At 48.3% G+C, this 16055-nt stretch carries 16 protein-coding genes; 13 read left to right on the forward strand and 3 right to left on the reverse strand.

The window, feature by feature from the left end; genetic code table 11:
* Positions 1-78: 78 nt before the first annotated feature.
* Positions 79-891 (reverse strand): Cof-type HAD-IIB family hydrolase, encoded by an 813-nt coding sequence (locus tag VP472_RS05495; RefSeq protein ID WP_039252027.1) that lies wholly within the window; start codon positions 889-891, stop codon positions 79-81.
* Between the two features lie 119 nt (positions 892-1010).
* On the opposite strand from VP472_RS05495, the gene VP472_RS05500 reads away from it, so the two are divergent.
* Together VP472_RS05500 and VP472_RS05505 are read left to right on the forward strand one after the other, a co-directional pair.
* Positions 1011-1778, forward strand: a complete 768-nt coding sequence (locus VP472_RS05500; RefSeq protein WP_007409140.1) for a prolyl oligopeptidase family serine peptidase — start codon at positions 1011-1013, stop codon at positions 1776-1778.
* 62 nt (positions 1779-1840) lie between these two features.
* Positions 1841-2149, forward strand: coding sequence for a metal-sulfur cluster assembly factor (locus VP472_RS05505; protein ID WP_003155088.1), 309 nt, complete (start codon positions 1841-1843; stop codon positions 2147-2149).
* Between the two features lie 107 nt (positions 2150-2256).
* Here the strand turns inward: VP472_RS05505 and fosM are convergent, their stop codons facing one another.
* On the reverse strand, positions 2257-2679 hold the full coding sequence (fosM, locus tag VP472_RS05510; RefSeq protein ID WP_003155086.1) for a FosM family fosfomycin resistance protein: 423 nt from the start codon (positions 2677-2679) through the stop codon (positions 2257-2259).
* Positions 2680-3020: 341 nt separating this feature from the next.
* On the opposite strand from fosM, the gene VP472_RS05515 reads away from it, so the two are divergent.
* From VP472_RS05515 to VP472_RS05560, 10 genes are all read left to right on the forward strand, one after another.
* Complete coding sequence (locus VP472_RS05515; RefSeq protein ID WP_146276491.1) at positions 3021-4457, forward strand: FAD-binding oxidoreductase; 1437 nt, start codon at positions 3021-3023, stop codon at positions 4455-4457.
* A complete protein-coding gene (locus VP472_RS05520; protein WP_003155082.1) occupies positions 4454-4996 on the forward strand; it encodes an MFS transporter in 543 nt (180 codons plus the stop codon). The genes VP472_RS05515 and VP472_RS05520 overlap by 4 nt, the downstream gene beginning before the upstream one ends.
* A 166-nt stretch (positions 4997-5162) precedes the next feature.
* Positions 5163-6200 (forward strand): N-acetyl-gamma-glutamyl-phosphate reductase, encoded by a 1038-nt coding sequence (gene argC, locus VP472_RS05525; protein WP_146276493.1) that lies wholly within the window; start codon positions 5163-5165, stop codon positions 6198-6200.
* Between the two features lie 22 nt (positions 6201-6222).
* Positions 6223-7440 carry a bifunctional ornithine acetyltransferase/N-acetylglutamate synthase gene (gene argJ, locus VP472_RS05530; RefSeq protein ID WP_146276495.1) on the forward strand — a complete coding sequence of 406 codons (1218 nt, stop codon included), beginning with the start codon at positions 6223-6225 and terminating at the stop codon, positions 7438-7440.
* 14 nt (positions 7441-7454) lie between these two features.
* Positions 7455-8231 carry an acetylglutamate kinase gene (gene argB / locus VP472_RS05535; RefSeq protein WP_146276497.1) on the forward strand — a complete coding sequence of 259 codons (777 nt, stop codon included), beginning with the start codon at positions 7455-7457 and terminating at the stop codon, positions 8229-8231.
* Positions 8228-9385: an acetylornithine transaminase gene (locus VP472_RS05540; protein ID WP_029973152.1), complete on the forward strand. Its 1158-nt coding sequence runs from the start codon at positions 8228-8230 to the stop codon at positions 9383-9385. The genes argB and VP472_RS05540 overlap by 4 nt, the downstream gene beginning before the upstream one ends.
* A gap of 68 nt (positions 9386-9453) precedes the next feature.
* Positions 9454-10512, forward strand: a complete 1059-nt coding sequence (locus tag VP472_RS05545; protein WP_024085118.1) for a carbamoyl phosphate synthase small subunit — start codon at positions 9454-9456, stop codon at positions 10510-10512.
* The gene (locus tag VP472_RS05550; protein ID WP_146276499.1) at positions 10505-13600 is read left to right on the forward strand and encodes a carbamoyl-phosphate synthase (glutamine-hydrolyzing) large subunit; all 3096 of its coding nucleotides are present in this window, start codon (positions 10505-10507) and stop codon (positions 13598-13600) included. Before VP472_RS05545 ends, VP472_RS05550 begins: the two co-directional genes overlap by 8 nt.
* The gene (argF, locus tag VP472_RS05555; protein WP_063174200.1) at positions 13588-14559 is read left to right on the forward strand and encodes an ornithine carbamoyltransferase; all 972 of its coding nucleotides are present in this window, start codon (positions 13588-13590) and stop codon (positions 14557-14559) included. The genes VP472_RS05550 and argF overlap by 13 nt, the downstream gene beginning before the upstream one ends.
* 75 nt (positions 14560-14634) lie before the next feature.
* Positions 14635-14814: a YjzC family protein gene (locus VP472_RS05560; RefSeq protein ID WP_003155070.1), complete on the forward strand. Its 180-nt coding sequence runs from the start codon at positions 14635-14637 to the stop codon at positions 14812-14814.
* A 36-nt stretch (positions 14815-14850) separates the two neighbouring features.
* Here VP472_RS05560 and VP472_RS05565 read toward each other — a convergent pair whose 3' ends face one another.
* The gene (locus VP472_RS05565; RefSeq protein ID WP_032874447.1) at positions 14851-15036 is read right to left on the reverse strand and encodes a YjzD family protein; all 186 of its coding nucleotides are present in this window, start codon (positions 15034-15036) and stop codon (positions 14851-14853) included.
* Between the two features lie 260 nt (positions 15037-15296).
* Between VP472_RS05565 and VP472_RS05570 the strand changes: the two genes are divergently transcribed.
* Positions 15297-16031, forward strand: a complete 735-nt coding sequence (locus VP472_RS05570) for a lipase family protein (protein WP_070081619.1) — start codon at positions 15297-15299, stop codon at positions 16029-16031.
* Positions 16032-16055: the final 24 nt, after the last annotated feature.

Here is a 16055-nt window from a genome sequence, read left to right on the forward strand (position 1 = left end):
TCCCCCTTCCATATTTAGACGAGATGAGTCGTCTGTTTTAGTATGGGCGGAAGGCTTTTTGTTATGAGCGGGAAAACCTTACAGGGAGAAATAGGATTTTAAAAATTCGGCGATTCCGTCCGCTTCATTTGAACCCGTGACGCGATCGGCGGCCTGTTTGACTTCATCCGTGCCGTTTCCCATCGCTACGCCGCACCCGGCAAATCGGAGCATTTCAAGATCGTTGTCTTCGTCGCCGAACGCGATGATCCGTTCTCTCGGCACTTGGTAATAGTCGCTGATTTTCTTCAGGCCGACCGCTTTATTCATCCCGTGTTTAATAATTTCAATCACATGCCAAGGAGCCGCCCATCTTCTGTGGTCAATGACCTCGGCGTGCACATCGGATAAATGCGCGCGTATGTCCGCGACGTCCTCTTCCTTCGCGTGAATCAATACGGACGTCACATCCTCTTTGACCGTTTCGCGCAGATCGCCGAATGTGACATTCGCCGTATTCATATGAAACGCCTCAATTAAATGCTCATCATGATAATGGAAGTACACATCATCAATGATCTCAGCGAGCACATTATGTATTTGGTAGGTCTCTGTAAGTTCGGCAAGCTGTCTGACCACATCGACAGATAAAGACGTGTGGTAGCGTCCCCATGACTCGTCTTTCGGGTGGTGGACAAACGCTCCGTTAAAATTGACAATCGGCGTTGTCAGCCCAAGCTCGTCATAATACATCGAACTGGAACGGAAAGGGCGGCCGGTTGAGATGCAGACATGATGGCCCGCTTCTTTCAGCGTCTGAATCGTCCGTGCCGTTTCAGGGGAAATGGTTTTATCATCTTTTAATAAGGTTCCATCCAGATCTAAGGCGATGAGGTAAGGTTTTGTCTCCATAATAACTCCTTTTGTCATATAATTTGCTGTTTTTCTCTTATGTACAGTGTAGCTTTTTACCATCTTTATTGTCTACATGTTACACTTATGATTATGGTTATCCTAAGGAGGGAGTCAACGTGATTCTTATTGATCATCAAACCGTATCAGGCATTCCGTTTTTACATATTGTAAAAGAAGAAAATCGGGACCGTCCCGCTCCCCTTGTTTTCTTTATTCACGGTTTTACAAGCGCGAAGGAGCATAATCTTCATTTCGCTTACCTGCTTGCTGAAAAGGGTTTCAGAGCCGTGCTGCCGGAAGCTCTTTACCACGGTGAACGCGCTGAACAGCTGTCAGCAGAAGAGCTCGCCGTCCATTTTTGGGACATTGTCTTAAATGAAATCGAGGAGCTTGACGTGCTGAAAAAGGATTTTGAAGCGCGCGGTCTGATTGAAGACGGGCGGATCGGTCTTGCGGGCACCTCAATGGGCGGAATTACGACATTCGGCGCGATGGCCGCGTATGATTGGGTCAAAGCCGGCGTCAGTCTGATGGGAAGCCCGAACTATACGGCATTTTTTCAGCAGCAGATTGACCACATTCAAAAGCAGGACATCGACATTGACGTCACAAAAGAACAGGTCGATGAACTGTTTGCGCGGCTCAAACCGTTCGATCTCAGTCTGGAACCGGAAAAACTCCGCAGCCGCCCGCTGCTGTTCTGGCACGGCGTTCAAGACAAAGTCGTTCCGTATGCACCGACCCGCGGCTTTTATGAAACGATTAAACCTCATTACAGCAGCCGGCCTGACCATCTTCAGTTTCTGAAAGACGAACGGGCTGATCATAAAGTCCCGAGGTATGCCGTTTTAGAAACCGTCGCCTGGTTCGATAAGCATTTATAAAGCACAAAGGTGTTAACAAAACCCGCTTTTACGTTATACTGAGGAAAAAGGAGTGATGGAACGTGGAAGAAGCATTAAAAGAAAACATCATGGGCGCCTTGGAGCAGGTTGTTGACCCTGAGCTCGGCGTCGATATCGTCAATCTCGGCCTTGTATACGACGTTGATATGGATGACGACGGCCTGACGCACGTTACGATGACACTGACATCAATGGGGTGCCCGCTCGCTCCGATCATCGTCGACGAGGTGAAAAAAGCGCTCGCCGACATTCCGGATGTAAAAGAGACGGAAGTCCACATCGTCTGGAATCCGCCGTGGACAAGAGACAAAATGTCACGCTACGCAAAAATCGCATTAGGGATTCAGTAATAAGAAAATGCACCCCGGATTTTAGGTACATCCTAAAATCCGAGGTGCTTTTCTTTTGTCTGCATATAAGCGACAGTGAGGGCTTGTTTTGGATCGCAAACGAACCCTTATATATAAAATTTCATATGAGGTTTATCTTTTTTGTAATAGGACAGTCTGTCCTGGAGTGTACCTGTGTGGAATTCAAACTTATGTCCATCGGGATCAGTAAAATAAATTGACTTTTGATCTTGCTTATCTCTAGGACGCCCATTTAATATATTTACATTTAGATTTTTTAACCTTTGAAGTATTGCATCAAAATCTTTTGGGTCAATTGTAAAGGCCGTATGCGTATAGGATTTATGTATTTCATTTCTTGGTATATCCGCCTCTAAGTTAAGTGCAAGCCAAAGCCCGTTCAGATCAAAATATGCTGTCTTTTGTCCTTTAACCAGAAGTTGTGCATGAAATACTTTCTCATAAAATTCTATTGATTTTTCCAAATCTGAAACAGAAAAAAGAAGATGATTGATCCCTTTTATGTTCATTTTCCCCACCTCATTTAACATCTTTGTTTTAAACAATCCCTTTGGTAATACATCTGCATATATATCGATTATATACTGACTAAAAATCATTTTAAGGATTTCTGTGTATTTTTTATGCCCGGTGTTTTCCGGATGACCGTTTCGAACTGTACTAAACATGATTCTTTCTGGCGCCGTTTTGTCTGCTTTGTCGCTGCAGACCGGCGTGCGGAAAGAAGGGCGAGTCACTAAAAAACCCGAGTTTCCCGCCATTCGGGGTTTTTTGCGGTATCGGGTTAAAAAGGAAAAAAACGGACGTGAGGCATGATATAATAGACCGGCTGCATGCGAGGGAGGAACCCATGAAGAAAAAATTACTTCTCATTATCCTTAGCATTCTTGTTTATACGGCGCTGTTCGCTGTTTCCGCCTTTCACAAAGAGCCGGAGCGGCAGGCAGGGACAATGACGGATGTCAGCCGTCTCATGCCCGTGAAAATTAAGCAGACGGTCAAAGGAAAAGAGAAAGAAACATTGGTCGAAACGATTAAGGAAGCAAAGAGAAAGCATTTGAAGATCTCAATCGCAGGCGCCCAGCACTCAATGGGCGGCCAGACGTATTATGAAGATGGTATCGTTCTCGACATGACGGGCTACAACAAAATACTCGGTCTCGACCGAAAGAAAAAAATCATCAGAGTGCAGGCGGGAGCGACGTGGAATGATATTCAGCGCTATGTCAATCCGTACGGGCTCGCGGTAAAAGTCATGCAATCGCAAAACATTTTTACGATCGGGGGCTCACTGAGCGCCAACGCCCACGGCCGGGATATCCGGTACGGTTCGCTGATTGATACGGTCAAATCGTTTCATCTTTTAAAGGCGGACGGCAAAGTCATCACCGTTACTCCGAAAGATGACCTGTTTTCAGCCGTCATCGGCGGCTACGGCCTGTTCGGCGTCATCCTTGACGCGGATATTGAGCTGACGGATGATGAGCTTTATGAAATGAAAACGAAACGCATGAACGCTGATACATACAGTCAATATTTTACGCAGCATGTTCAGCGCAACCCCGCCGTGCGCATGCATCTCGCGCGGATCGCAACAGGGGATAAAGGCTTTTTGCACGATATGTATGTGACTGATTACACACTCTCAGACAATCAGAAAGAATTAAAGCGGCACAATGAACTGAAAGAAGATGAGCATCCGGCGCTGACGAAATTCGCGCTCGGCCTCTCCCGCCGGTATGACTGGGGAAGAAATTGGTTCTGGTCAACCCAGCAGTCTTATTTTCTCAGTCAAAACGGCGTGAAAGTCTCCAGGAACAATGTCATGCGGTCAGAATCGAAATTTTTGGAATATGAAAACACGGACAACACCGACGTGCTTCAAGAATACTTCGTGCCCGTCGGCGAATTTGCACCGTACATTCATGATTTACGCAAGACGCTGTCACATGAAGATCTCAATCTCGTAAATATTACGATCCGCTACGTGCAAAAAAATGAAAAAGCCGATCTGTCATACGCAAAGGAAGACATGTTTTCACTCGTTCTTTTAATCAATGAAGGGTTTTCAAAAGACAGCCAGGCGAGTGCAGCGCGGATTGTCAGAAAAATGACGGATACGGCATTGCGCCACCGCGGCAGTTATTATCTGCCGTATATGCTGTATCAAACGAAAGAGCAGATGCGCGAGGCATATCCGAAAAGCGATACGTTCTTTCGGAAAAAACACAAATATGATCCCGATGACTTGTTTATGAATTATTTTTATCAGAGGTACAAATCATGAAACACAACCATTTAAAATGGCTGATCCTGTCTCAGAGCAGTGTCTTTTTTGCCGGCAGCCTGATCTTTCCGTTTTATATTTTATTTATTAAAAACATCGGTTCCAGCTACACGCAATTCGGTCTCTCATACGGCTTGTTCGGCCTGAGCGGCGCATTGATTCATCCGCTGCTCGGCCGGCTGTCGGCAAGACTGGATCCCCGCTGGTTCCTGATGGCGAATTCGTGGGGGATGGCGGTGCTTCTTCTGACGCTCCCGCATATTACCGGCGTGCACCAGGTTTATGTTGTGCAGGTGCTTTTGGGCCTCTTCGGCGCCATGCAAAAACACGGCGAGAAAATCATGATCGCCGATTACACTGACGGCGGGGAGCGGGGGAAAAAAGTCGGCAGCTATCATTTCTGGACGGCCGTATTTTCAGCTGCCGCCATTATTCTCGGCGGGTTTCTCGCTGATTTCTTTACGGTTTATATTATTTTTTACGCCAGCTCCGTGCTGTTTTTTATAAGCGGGCTGATGATGCTGAAAAAAACAGGCTGATCCGATCAGCCTGTTTTTCTTATGAAACCCCCTCGATCGAGAGGGGGTTTTTTGTCAGCGAAAACAGATGGAAAATGAATGAAAAAATATTAAATATACAATTGAATTAATTTTTATTCATGTTATAATGTTAAATAATTTCACAAAAACCAAGAAGGTGAACCCATTGAAAATAGGTATTATAGGCGCGACTGGTTATGGAGGCGCCGAACTTGTCAGGATTCTTAACCATCACCCTTATGCAGAAGATTGTATATTATATTCATCGAGCGACGAAGGAAAAGAATATGCCGCTTCATATCCGCATTTGAGGAATATAGCGTCACAATCACTTCAGCCGCTTCATATAGAAACGATTCGAAACGAAATTGATGTCATGTTTATAGCCGCGCCGCCCGGCGTTTCCGGAGAGTGGTCGCCCAAGCTGGCGGAGGCGGGCATCCCGGTCATTGATCTATCCGGTGATCTGCGGATTCAAAACCCGGCCGTGTATGAAAAGTGGTATAAGCGGAAGGCCGCGCCGAAAGGAACGCTTCAAAGCGCGGTTTACGGTTTAGCCGAACTGCAAAAAGAAGAGATTCAGACTGCTAAGCTGATTGCCAATCCGGGATGTTTTCCGACGGCTGTGCTGCTCGGGCTCGCCCCGCTGGCGAAAAATAAGCTTTTACAAGATTCATTTCTGATTGTTGATGCGAAAACAGGCGTATCCGGTGCCGGCCGAAAAGCATCCATGGGCACTCATTATTCTGAGCTGAATGATAATTTCAAAATTTATAAGGTTAATGAGCATCAGCATACTCCGGAAATTGAACAGCAATTGGCGGCATGGCAGCCCGGCACAGGTCCGATCACGTTTTCCGCTCATTTGGCGCCGATGACAAGGGGCATTATGGCGACGATGTATACCGACGCCCCTCCGGGTATGTCTGCTGCACAGGTAAGAGAATTGTATTCCGAATTCTACAAAGATTCATATTTTGTCAGAATCAGGCCGGAAGGTGAATTTCCGGCGACGAAAGAGGTATACGGCAGCAATTTTTGTGATATCAGTGTCACCGTGGATGAGAGAACAAACCGTGCCACCATCGTTTCTGTCATAGATAATCTGATGAAAGGCGCCGCAGGGCAGGCGGTTCAAAATTTAAATATCATGAATGGCTGGCAGGAAGAAACGGGACTTACGATGACGCCAGTCTATCCATAGAACGAAAGAGGGATTCGAAAATATGATTCAGCTGAGTGAGGAAATCACGAAAATAAAAGGCGGCGTATCCTCGCCGAAAGGGTTTGAGGCAAAGGGCGTGCACTGCGGCCTGCGCTATTCAAAAAAAGATCTCGGAGCGATTATCAGCGAAGCGCCTGCAGTCAGTGCGGCGGTATATACGCAGAGCCATTTTCAGGCAGCGCCCTTGAAAGTGACGCAAGAGAGCTTAAAAAAAGAGGCCGTGCTTCAGGCGGTTATTGTCAACAGCGCGATTGCCAACGCCTGTACGGGAGACCAAGGATTAAAGGACGCCTATGAAATGCGGGACGGCTTCGCGAGCCAGCTCGGCATTGAGCCGGAGCTTGTTGCGGTTTCGTCAACCGGGGTGATCGGCGAGCTTTTAGATATGAAAAAAATTCAGGCGGGCATTGAACAGCTCGGTCAAGCGCCGTCAGTGTCCGGAGCATTTGAAGAAGCCATTTTGACGACGGATACAGTGACGAAACAGACGTGTTATGAACTGGTGATCGGCGGAGACATCATCACGATCGGCGGAGCGGCGAAAGGCTCCGGCATGATCCACCCCAACATGGCGACAATGCTCGGCTTTGTCACAACGGACGCGGCCGTGGAAGAACAGGCGCTCAAAAACGCGCTCAGAGAGATTACGGATGTTTCATTTAACCAAATCACCGTTGACGGTGAAACATCGACGAATGACATGGTGCTTGTGATGGCGAACGGCTGCGCGGGGAATGATTGCCTGGCGGAGGATCACCCTGACTGGCCGGCTTTTAAAAAGGGATTAAAGCTTGTATGCGAAGACCTTGCCAAAGATATTGCCAGAGACGGTGAAGGAGCGACGAAATTAATTGAAGCCAGAGTCGAAGGCGCGAAAAATAACCTTGAGGCGAATATTATCGCCAAAAAAATCGTCGGCTCAAGCCTTGTGAAGACTGCCGTTTACGGCACAGACGCCAATTGGGGGCGCATCATCGGCGCAATCGGGCACAGTGCGGCAAGCGTAACAGCCGAACAAGTGGAAGTTTTCCTCGGCGGTCAGTGTCTGTTTAAACACAACGAACCTCAGCCATTTTCGGAAACTGATGCCAAGGAGTACTTATCAGGTGATGAAATTACGATTGCAGTCCGCCTGCAGGAAGGCTCCGGCAGCGGCCGGGCATGGGGCTGTGACTTAACCTATGATTATATCAAAATCAATGCGAGCTATCGCACATAACAAAGGGGAGCGGCATGAAGAAAACGATCGTTTTTAAGTGCGGCGGAAGCGTAATCCGCGAGTTATCCGCCGATTTTTTTCAAAATGTAAAAGAGCTTATGCAATCGGGCTGGAACATTGCCGTCGTGCATGGAGGCGGCCCGGACATTTCAAGAATGCTGAAAACATTGCAGATTGAAACGGAATTTGTCGATGGACAGCGGAAAACGACCAAACCGGTGCTGGAAACAGCGGAAATGGTCTTGTCAGGGACGATCAATAAATTTTTCGTAACCGAACTCGCGAAAAACGGGCTGAAAGCCGCGGGAATATCAGGAAAGGACGGCGGTCTCCTTCAAGCATCTTACCTTAATCAAGATAAATACGGAGAAGTCGGTGAAATACAAAAAACCGATCCGTCAATCATCCACGCATTAATGAAAGAAGGCATCATTCCCGTTATCGCTCCGCTTTCCATGACAAGTGATTTCGAAACGCTGAACGTCAATGCAGACGCCGCGGCATCGGCCGTCGCTTCAGCCTTACACGCCGATAAACTTTTATTTGTCACGGATGTCGAAGGAATTATGGACGGAGAGAGCAGGCTGGATACTTTGACGCCGCAAGAGATTCAGGCCCTCATCGATGACGGCGTGATTTCAGGGGGGATGATTCCGAAGGTAAACTCGGCATTATCGGCACTGAGTGAAGATGTCGCGGAAGTGATGATCGTAAACGGAAAAGGAGCGTTTTTCACCAATCAAGTCTTCCGAGGAACAAAAATCGTCAAAGAAAAGGAGAGCGTGTCATGAGCAGCCTATTTCAAACCTACAGCCGCTGGCCTATCGATATTAAAAAAGCGAAAGGGACAATCGCAGAGGATGAAAACGGAAAAACGTATCTCGATTTTATTCAGGGCATCGCCGTTTCCAATCTCGGCCATTGTCATGATGCGGTGACAGAAGCGGTGAAAGAACAGCTTGACAGCGTATGGCACGTTTCCAATCTGTTTGAAAATGATCTTCAGGAAAAAGCCGCGGCAAAGCTTGCCGGACATAGCGAGGGGGATCTCGTTTTCTTCTGCAACAGCGGAGCCGAAGCGAATGAAGGCGCCATTAAACTTGCCCGTAAAGCAACGGGAAAGACAAAAATCGTAACATTCCATCAATCCTTTCACGGACGGACCTATGCGGGGATGGCCGCCACCGGACAAGACAAAATCAAGACCGGTTTCGGACCGATGCTTCAAGGCTTTCACTATCTTCCGTTCAATGATCCGTCGGCATTCAGCACGCTTTCAAAAGAGGATGATATCGCCGCCGTCATGCTTGAGACGGTGCAGGGAGAAGGGGGAGTCAATCCCGCCGATCCGGAATTCATCGAAGCCTTACAGACATTTTGCAAAGACAAACAGGCGCTGCTTATCGCAGACGAGATTCAAACCGGAATCGGCCGGACGGGCAAGGCATTCGGCTATGAGCACTTCGGCATCTCTCCGGACATTATCACTGCTGCGAAAGGGCTTGGAAACGGTTTTCCCGTCGGAGCCGTGATCGGCAAAAAGAAGCTTGGCGACGCCTTTACGCCGGGTACGCATGGTACGACTTTCGGCGGCAATAAGCTCGCCATGGCAGCTGTGAAAGCAACTTTGGACATTGTGTTTCAGCCGGACTTTCTCCAGGCGGCGGCAGACAAAGGCTCTTTTTTAAAAGCGCAGCTGAACCGTGAACTGACAGGGCCTTTTGTAAAAGAAATCCGCGGAAAAGGGTTATTAATCGGCATTGAATGCGCAGGTCCCGTGTCCGGCATCATCGGAGATCTGCAGGAACGCGGGCTTCTCGTGCTTCCGGCCGGACCGAATGTCATCAGGCTGCTCCCGCCGCTTACGGTTTCTGAAGAAGAAATGCTGTCGGCCGTCAGTATGCTGAAAGCAGCGATCGAAGCGCATTCGGCAGTGAAACGGTAATTTTTTTCGATATAAAGGTATAAAAATTCATATTTTTAATTAATTATTCATCAAGAGGTGGGCTTTAGATGAAAGGCTATTTAGTATTGGAAGACGGAACATCATTCGGCGGTGAACTTGAAAAAGAGGCCCGCTGTGTTGGCGAAGCTGTTTTTTTCACCGGAATGACGGGCTATCAGGAAGTGCTTACAGACCCGTCATATAAGGGTCAGATCATCGTCTTTACGTATCCGCTGATCGGAAACTACGGAATTAATGAAAAAGACCTTGAAAGTAAAATTCCACAAGTCAAGGCTGTTGCCGTCTATGAAGCGTGTGAACATTTTTCTCACCATGAAGCAGTCTCAAGCTTGAGAGAGTATTTAAATAAATGGAACATCCCGCTCTTAACCGAAGTGGACACACGGGCCGTCGTCAAAGCCATCCGCTCCGGCGGCACGATGAACGCTGCTGTGTCAACAGCAGGAGAAATTCCCGCAGCATCCGGAACACAAAATCCGGCGGAGCTGGCGCAGTCTGAAGACATCACTTCAATGGGGAACGGAGACCGGCATATTGCGCTGATTGATTTCGGTTATAAAAAATCAATCGCCTCGTCACTTGTAAAGCGCGGCTGTAAAGTAACGGTCATTCCGTATCAGCAGATGAACGCCGTTTATGACATTCAGCCTGACGGAATCGTGCTCTCAAACGGCCCGGGCGACCCGAAAGCGATTGCGCCGTACATGAACCGGATTACATCTTTACTCAGTGATTTCCCTGCACTCGGCATTTGCCTCGGGCATCAGCTGATTGCCCTGGCTTTCGGAGGAAATACGTATAAGCTGCCGTTCGGCCACAGGGGTGCCAACCATCCCGTCATTGACCGGAAAACGAAACGGGTGTTTATGACAAGCCAGAACCACAGCTATGTCGTCGATGAAGCGTCAATTGACGAAAACGAACTATCGATCAGATTTCATCATGTCAATGATACATCAGTGGAAGGGCTCATTCATAAGCGCCTTCCCGTATTAAGCGTCCAGTTCCACCCTGAAGCTCACCCCGGACCGGCTGAGAGCGAGTGGATATTTGATGAATTTCTAGAGAAAGTGATACCAGCAAGGAGAGAAATCGCTCATGCCTAAAGATACAACCATTTCCAGCATATTAGTCATCGGCTCCGGCCCCATCATCATCGGCCAGGCGGCAGAATTTGATTATTCAGGAACGCAGGGCTGCATGGCTCTGAAAGAAGAAGGATACCGCGTTATTCTAGTCAATAACAACCCGGCAACAATTATGACGGATGAGGCGTTTGCCGATGAAATATATTTTGAACCGCTCACAACCGACAGCATCGAGGCCATTATTGAAAAAGAAAAACCCGACGGTCTGCTTGCCAATTTGGGCGGCCAGACGGCATTGAATTTAGCCGTTAAGCTTGAAGAAGCAGGCGTGCTGAAGAAGCATCACGTCAAGCTCTTAGGAACATCGGTGGAAACCATTCAAAAAGGCGAAGACCGGGAGCAGTTCCGCGCTCTGATGAAAGAGCTCGACCAGCCCGTTCCGGAAAGCGAAATCGTCGATAACGAAGAAGACGCCCTCCGCTTCGCTGAGTCTATCGGATTTCCGGTTATTCTGAGACCGGCGTACACGTTAGGCGGAAAGGGAGGCGGAATCGCGAAAACGAAAGAAGCGTTTCAGACGCTTATTAAACAGGCGCTGTTAGCAAGCCCGATCAGCCAATGCCTCGTCGAGAAAAGCATCGCCGGATTTAAAGAAATCGAATATGAGGTCATGCGCGACAGCAATCATACATGCATCACCGTCTGCAATATGGAAAACATCGATCCCGTCGGCGTGCATACAGGAGACTCTATCGTCGTCGCACCGTCCCAGACGTTAACGGATGAAGAATATCAGATGCTGCGTTCAGCAAGCCTGGCGATTATTTCGGCGCTGGATGTGGTCGGCGGCTGCAACATTCAATTTGCGCTGGATCCGTTCAGCAAACAGTACTATGTCATTGAAGTGAACCCGCGTGTCAGCCGTTCATCGGCCCTCGCGTCAAAAGCAACCGGCTACCCGATTGCCAAAATGGCGGCGAAACTTGCTGTCGGCTATACGCTCGACGAACTGAAAAATCCGCTGACGGGCTCTACTTATGTAAGCTTTGAACCGGCGCTTGATTATGTCATCGTCAAATTCCCGCGCTGGCCGTTTGATAAATTTAAACATGCCGACCGCACGCTCGGAACGAAGATGAAAGCGACGGGAGAGGTCATGGCGATCGAAAGAAATATGGAAGCGGCCATTCAAAAAGCGGCGGCCTCCCTTGAGCTGAAAACGATCGGCACCCGCCTGCCTGAACTCGGCGGCTGTACGATCAATCAGCTGTGGGAATTAGCGGTAACGCCGGATGACCGGAGATTTTTCGTCGTCATGGAACTGTTAAGCCGCGGTGAAACGATAGAAGATATCCATGCCAAAACGAAAATTGACCCGTTTTTTCTCCATGTATTCCGAAATATCATCACATTGGAAAACAAGCTGATGGAAGAAGGGGATCATCTGTCTGTCCCGCTTTTAAAGCAGGCGAAGGTAAAAGGCTTCACGGATGTCATGATCGCATCTCTCACGGGAAAAACGGAAGAAGACATCCGTGCTCTCAGAAAGAAATCAGGCATCGTCCCGTCGTTTAAAATCGTAGATACATGCGCCGCTGAATTTGATGCCAAGACGAATTATTTCTACTCCACCTACCTTGGGGAAAGCGACGGAGATGTCAGCCGAAAAGAGAAAAAACGCGCACTCATCATCGGCTCAGGCCCGATCCGCATCGGTCAGGGAGTGGAATTTGATTACAGCGCCGTCCACGGCGTCCTGACCCTGCAAAAGCTGGGATATGAAACGATTATGATCAATAACAATCCGGAAACAGTAAGCACGGATTATGAAATCGCCGACCGGCTTTATTTTGAACCGCTGACGACAGAACATATTTTAAACGTGGCGGAACATGAAAACATTGATTTTGCCATCGTCCAGTTTGGGGGACAGACCGCGATCAATGCCGCTGAACCGCTGGAAAAAGCGGGCATTCCGCTGCTCGGAACATCCTTTGAAACCCTTGATGCGCTGGAGGATCGGGATCTGTTTTATCAGCTGCTTGATGATCTTGATCTTAAACATGCCAAAGGCGAAACCGCTTATTCAAAAGAAGAAGCAACGGAAAAAGCAAGCCGGATCGGCTACCCCGTGCTGATCCGTCCGTCTTATGTCATCGGGGGGATGGGCATGATCGTCGTTCATTCAGAAGCGCAAATGTCAGAGCTACTGGAAAAAGAAGCGGGCATGCCGTACCCGATTTTGATTGATCAGTACATTACAGGAAAAGAATTGGAGATCGATCTGATTTCCGACGGACATGAAGTATTCGTGCCGACTTACACAGAGCACATTGAACGGGCCGGCGTCCATTCGGGCGACAGTTTTGCGATTCTTCCGGGTCCGTCTGTCACACCTGATATGCAGCGGAATATAAAAGAGGCCGCCGAAAAAATCGCGGTAAAACTGGCTTTTAAAGGCATTATGAACATTCAGTTTGTCATTGATGACAAAGGGGATATTCTCGTTCTTGAAGTGAATCCCCGGGCAAGCCGCACGGTTCCTGTCGTGTCTAAGGTGATGGGGGTGCCGATGATCCCGCTTGCCGCCAGATTGCTGGCCGGCGCTTCCCTTAAAGACATCAAGCCCGAGGTTCAAAATCAGCACGGAACTGCAGTGAAATTCCCGGTTTTTTCTTCTCACGCCATTCAGGATGTGGACGTAAAGCCCGGGCCGGAAATGAAGTCGACCGGAGAAGGCATGTGTGTCGCGTTTGACGCAGAAAGCGCACTGAAAAAAATCTACGCGCACGTCTGGGAGAAAAAAGGCAGCATCTATCTGGAAGGCTGTGATGCGGAATTGGAACGTCAGGCTCAAGAGGCGGGATTTACCGTATGCAAAGATGCGTTCCCGGCATGGGCAGAGCGAAAGGATAAAGCGGTCCATATTAATTTCAATCACTCTGAAGAAGCGCGTAAACAACGGATCGAAGCCATGACGCACGGTGTGACGGTCTTTACTGAACCGGAAACCGTAAAGGCATTTTTAGCAAGCGGCTCCGGCAAACCTCAGCCTGTATCGCTCAAAGATCTTTATCAAAAGGAAGTGGCATCATGCACACAATAAAAGCGGAACACACATTAACCCATTTGTACGGCAAAGATTTTCTTTCATTAAAAGATGTCAGCCCGTCAGACATCAATGCGCTTCTGACAGAAGCTTCATTATTAAAACAACATCCGATACAGCCGATTTTCCAAGGGAAAACATTGGCGATGATTTTTGAAAAATCTTCAACCCGCACACGTGTGTCTTTTGAAGCGGGAATGGCCCAGCTCGGGGGAACGGGACTATTTCTTTCAAGCAGCGACCTGCAGCTTGGGCGGGGGGAGACGGTCGCGGATACGGCGAAGGTGCTGTCCGGCTTCGTTGATGCCATTATGATCCGCACCTTTGAGCATGAAAAAGTCGAAGAGCTTGCTGAGCATGCAGATATTCCCGTCATAAACGGGCTGACCGACCGGTATCACCCGTGTCAGGCACTCGCGGATCTGTTAACGATACAAGAAATAAAAGGAAAATTAAAAGGAGTAAAAGTCGCCTATATCGGTGACGGAAATAATGTCGCGCATTCACTTATGATCGGCTGCGCAAAAATGGGCTGTGACATTGCGGTTGCTTCGCCGAAAGGCTATGAAGCAGAGGAAGAGGCGGTGAATGCCGCGAGAGAAGCGGCGGCTGTTTCCGGAGCGAAAATCACCCTTACCGAAAATCCGCAGGAAGCGGTGCGGGATGCAGACGTGATTTACTCTGACGTCTTCACGAGCATGGGGCAGGAGGAAGAGACGCAGCAGCGGCTGAATGTGTTTGCACCGTATCAAGTCAACGCCTCACTCGTCAGTCTCGCCAAACCCGACTATACATTTTTGCATTGCCTGCCGGCGCATCGGGAAGAAGAGGTCACGTCCGAGATTATCGACGGTCCGAACTCGGCGGTATTCCAGCAGGCGGAAAACCGGCTTCACGCGCAAAAAGCGCTCCTGAAAGCTCTTCTTTACAAACAGGATGAACAAAAAAACCGCTGAATCTCATTCAGCGGTTTTTGATATTTCTCCGCATACAAGCGCATACTACATAAAAAAGAAAAAGGAGGAAATGACGTGGGACAGCAGCATCAATTCCGACCGGGACAAAAAGCGCCGAATAACGGTGTGTACGTTGAAATCGGCGAAACGGGAAGCATGGTCAAAAACCCGCAAAAAATCAAGCTTACGGTGGGAGAAATGTTCCCTGAAACTTCAAACCACAACAGATTGTGGACGTACCAACGAAAACCGTGAACACAAAAAAACCTGCTGAATAGCAGGTTTTTTTATTTAATGCTGGTTTGCATCCTGTTTGACAGGCATGATCTCCGCAAGAACAAAGACTAGCACCGCAATAACCACGGCAATAACGGATGATTGCTTGAAATTGTACGCCGCGCTGTTCATGGAGGCGATCAAATAACAGGCCATATGTGTTAAAAGGAACGTCCAAATAAAACCGATAACTAACCGCACGTTTCCACCTCGTCCTTCATTTTATTCTACGTTGTATCATACCATACATAAAGCGCGGGCGGAAGGTCATTTTCTCATCAAAAAGCGCGCCTGAAACTGACATGTGCCCGCCTGTCCGGCCGTCTGACGGAAAATTCGGTTCCCGTGCTTGGGATAATAGCCAAAACATAGCAGCAAATAGGAGTTTATCCGATCCGTTTTCATTCTTCTTACATATGATAGCCAATAGAGAGATTAGGAGTAAAAGGAGGCGGGCAGGCATGGGGATAACGGAAAGATTTTTCCAATTCGGATCTGAGCTGAACGTCATCCATCTGCCGTATCGGCCGAACGGCTTCTGTGTCTTTATTCTGGGGGACAGAACCCACTTTGTCAGCCGGGACTCAAGCTTTTGGCTCGAACATGAAGGGAGAAACCGGCTGTTAAATACGCTGCTTGACAGAGGGTACACCATTTTCAACAGCAATTTATACGGACGGCATTGGGGTTCGGAAAAAGCCGCCCTTTACGCCAGACAGCTGATTCATTATGTGCTGAAACAAGAAACGCTCAATCCGAAAATACATTTGCTCGCAGAAGGCATGGGCGCCCTCATCGCCGATCAATTGCTGCAGTCTTCACCGGAGCATATCCGTTCAGCCGCAATGTTAGATCCTTGTCTTGATCTTCAAGCCCATTTTGAATCAGAGAAAGAAAATAAGTTTTTTTATAAGCAGTTTCTGAGGGAAACGGCACAAAGCTTCGGTGTTTCTGAAAAAGAGGCAAGCTCACTGAGCTATCAGACCATTACCGGCTGCCGCACCCGCGTGCCGGTACATATATGGCAAAGAACGACCGGAGCGCCGTACCCGTACACCCTGCATGCGAACGCGTATAAAGAAGCCCGGGAAAAGACCGGAAGCAAGACTGATATCACGTATCACCTGCTTGAGAACCCTGCTCGTATTTACAGAGCCATCTGCCGGTTTTTCCGCAGTCATGAAAAAGACCTGTAATGAATAGAATACAACAGCCATCTC

The sequence above is a fragment of the Bacillus sp. MT(2024) genome (genome assembly GCF_036362845.1).
Taxonomy (GTDB): domain Bacteria; phylum Bacillota; class Bacilli; order Bacillales; family Bacillaceae; genus Bacillus; species Bacillus velezensis.